We start from the raw sequence: 2,616 nt of genomic DNA on the forward strand, positions 1-2,616 counted from the left end.
ATGATTTCCTGACCTAAGATCACATTTTATTCTTTTTTCCACTTCAATCTAAAAATCGAGAAAAAAGCAAAACATTCTATTATACCATAAAAAAATTATGCAAGAGGTCTATTTTGTTTTTGCTTTTCCGTTATTGTCCAAGACAGAGGTGGTTTATATTCACCATTTTTACCATTCTTTGGAAAAAAGATAGGACAATATGCGATCTTTACCTGATTTTCCCATCGCTGTTTAAGAAGTTTTACTTCAGTAGAAACTCGAGACAACTGGGTAGTATCACGGACGCTGAATAAGGTCAGTAAAGGACCTATTATCGCCTGCCACCAACCTCCACCGCCACTCTCATTTTTGGAGGGTTCAGTCTTAGGAAAAGCATTAATTTGTAACAAAAGAACTCGTTTAATGTTAAGTCCTTTGTTGGGTTCTAGCCATTCATTGAGCCATTCCACCATCGTCACCACACCAGAATTGTCGAAATAGCCACCATCAGCAATATGATAATTCCCCTTCCCTTTCCCCTTCTGGTTTTTATTTTCACCAACATAGCGAGAAATAGGCGATACATAAGAAAAAGTTGCTGAGAGCCTTGCGGCTGTGACAACATCAATGTCATATCCCGCATAAAGGGTGTTAAAATCCACTGATTTGTTGCTACTAGGTTTACAAAAAGTCATCGGTGAAATTAGAAATCGACGACCATCTTCAACCAGAGTCGCATTGAAAATAGGGATGGGAATTTTACCATTTAAAATTTGTTCGCTCCAAGTAGATAAAAATTGTTTGCTATTGGGATTTTTTAACTCTCCTTGCCAATCTGTCTCTATTACTTTTCCCCGATCGCACATTTTAGGAGCGAGAAAAGGAAGCCCAATAATGCGCCATAAATCAGGATAAGCTAATCCCCAACCTACCGCATCCAAACTATCTTCAGTAGCACTCTTAAAGATATTTTCAAACTCCTTAGACTCAGGATATCCTTTATCGGCAAAGCGATCGAGATAATACATCGTTCCAACTGAACCACCTGAAACAGAGCTAATAAAACCAATTGACTTGGTAAACGAATTACCTAGCATATCTTGTAATCCCGTCAGGACTTGAACTATCCAGCCTGCGGCTTGAATGCCGCCCCCACTCGCACAGACAACTACTAAGGTCTTTTCCTTTTCTTCTTCTTGATACTCGAGTCGTTTTTCTATTGCCTTTTTGAAATCCTTGGGATCGTATTTGTTTGCCTCATTTAAGTTTAATTCAAAAAAGTGATCCACCTTAAACAGCGCATACATCAAAGCAACAATAACCACAAAGAGCAGAAAGACAGGAACGCGATAGTAATCGAAATAGAAGGTTAGGCTTCCAGACAAGGGTGCTATCATCATGATGATTAGCATCACATACATTAGGGCAGCCGCTTCTTTTTTCTTGTCGGATGGTTGAGATTGTGGCTGAAATTTCCAACCAATGATGCCATAGACGATGAAGGCAACTATAAAAAAAGCGATGTTACTCAGATGACCTTCAAGGAATTGCTGTGGTTTTGGCTGTGTTCCTATAATATAGCCTTCAGTTTTATGTCTGGTAATGAATTCAACGAAACTAATGAGTAACTTATTGTTAGCAAAGTTAGTAAATATCCAGGTTTTCGTCTGAATCACTGCAAACAACAGCACCAAACTCAATAACACGCTGAAAATCACTCCTTGGATGGGATTCTTTTCTTTAATTTCCTCTTTTGAAAGCTTATAAGAGGTGAAGCAGATCGGTAAACTCAAAGCGATCGCCAACCCATATTGCCAGATGTCAGAAATTTCGAGCCACGGTGATAGTCCAAAACGATCTGGCGCACCTTTGAGAAGCATATAGGCATTAATAATGACCCCTATTGCCGCCATGTTTGCACTGACAATTACAGAGATAAGTTGCCACGGACCACGAAGAACAAATAAATTTCTCAGCATGGCTGGCAGCCATAAGGTAGCTATTAGAGGGAGTGTCACCAGCAGTAAACCCCAGAGAATAGGCGCACGCAAGAAAAAAAGATATTTCCAGAAAGAATCAGGAATGTGCCACCAAACCACTACAGCGATCGCAATTATGCCGATGCCGATGATGATCTGTGGAATGTAGTTTAGTTTCTGTTTTGAATTCGTAGTGTTCATGATTTTGTCCTATTTTCAAAGTGTTAAGTAGGCGATAGAGATGATTGACAGAGTGAAACTGCTGTTATGTAGTCTGCACCATTATTCCTGAAAATTCTCATTATCATTAACGATAAAAGTCTGGTGGTTGTGGTGGCTTTCCGCAGACATCTTTGATTTTTTTATTAACGTCTAATGATGAGAATGGGAGGAGTTGATTATAACCAGAATAATGTTAATAGGCATTATTAGGAGAAAGAGAATTATCAACTCTAACTTTATCACTCCCTTGGCAAATGATTTTTTTCAAAGCCAAGGGTTAAGTGAGGCAGAGGAGGATAGGGGCGATCGCTCCCAAAAGAGAAAGTCCCGATGCCAAAGTTGGCACCGCCAAGCATGAAAATATGATAGCCTCCAACTAAGGCTAAGACAAAAAGGTTGTTCCCTCAATAGAGCTTTATAGCCTGAGAGGCAGTCG

General features: G+C 39.7%; 1 protein-coding gene. It reads right to left on the reverse strand.

The window, feature by feature from the left end; genetic code table 11:
• Positions 1 to 95: 95 nt before the first annotated feature.
• Positions 96 to 2,159: a patatin-like phospholipase family protein gene (locus H6F92_RS00415; RefSeq protein WP_242029942.1), complete on the reverse strand. Its 2,064-nt coding sequence runs from the start codon at positions 2,157 to 2,159 to the stop codon at positions 96 to 98.
• Positions 2,160 to 2,616 lie beyond the last annotated feature (457 nt).

Origin of the sequence: Microcystis wesenbergii FACHB-1317 (assembly GCF_014696875.1) — a bacterium.
GTDB classification, from domain to species: Bacteria; Cyanobacteriota; Cyanobacteriia; order Cyanobacteriales; family Microcystaceae; genus Microcystis; species Microcystis wesenbergii_A.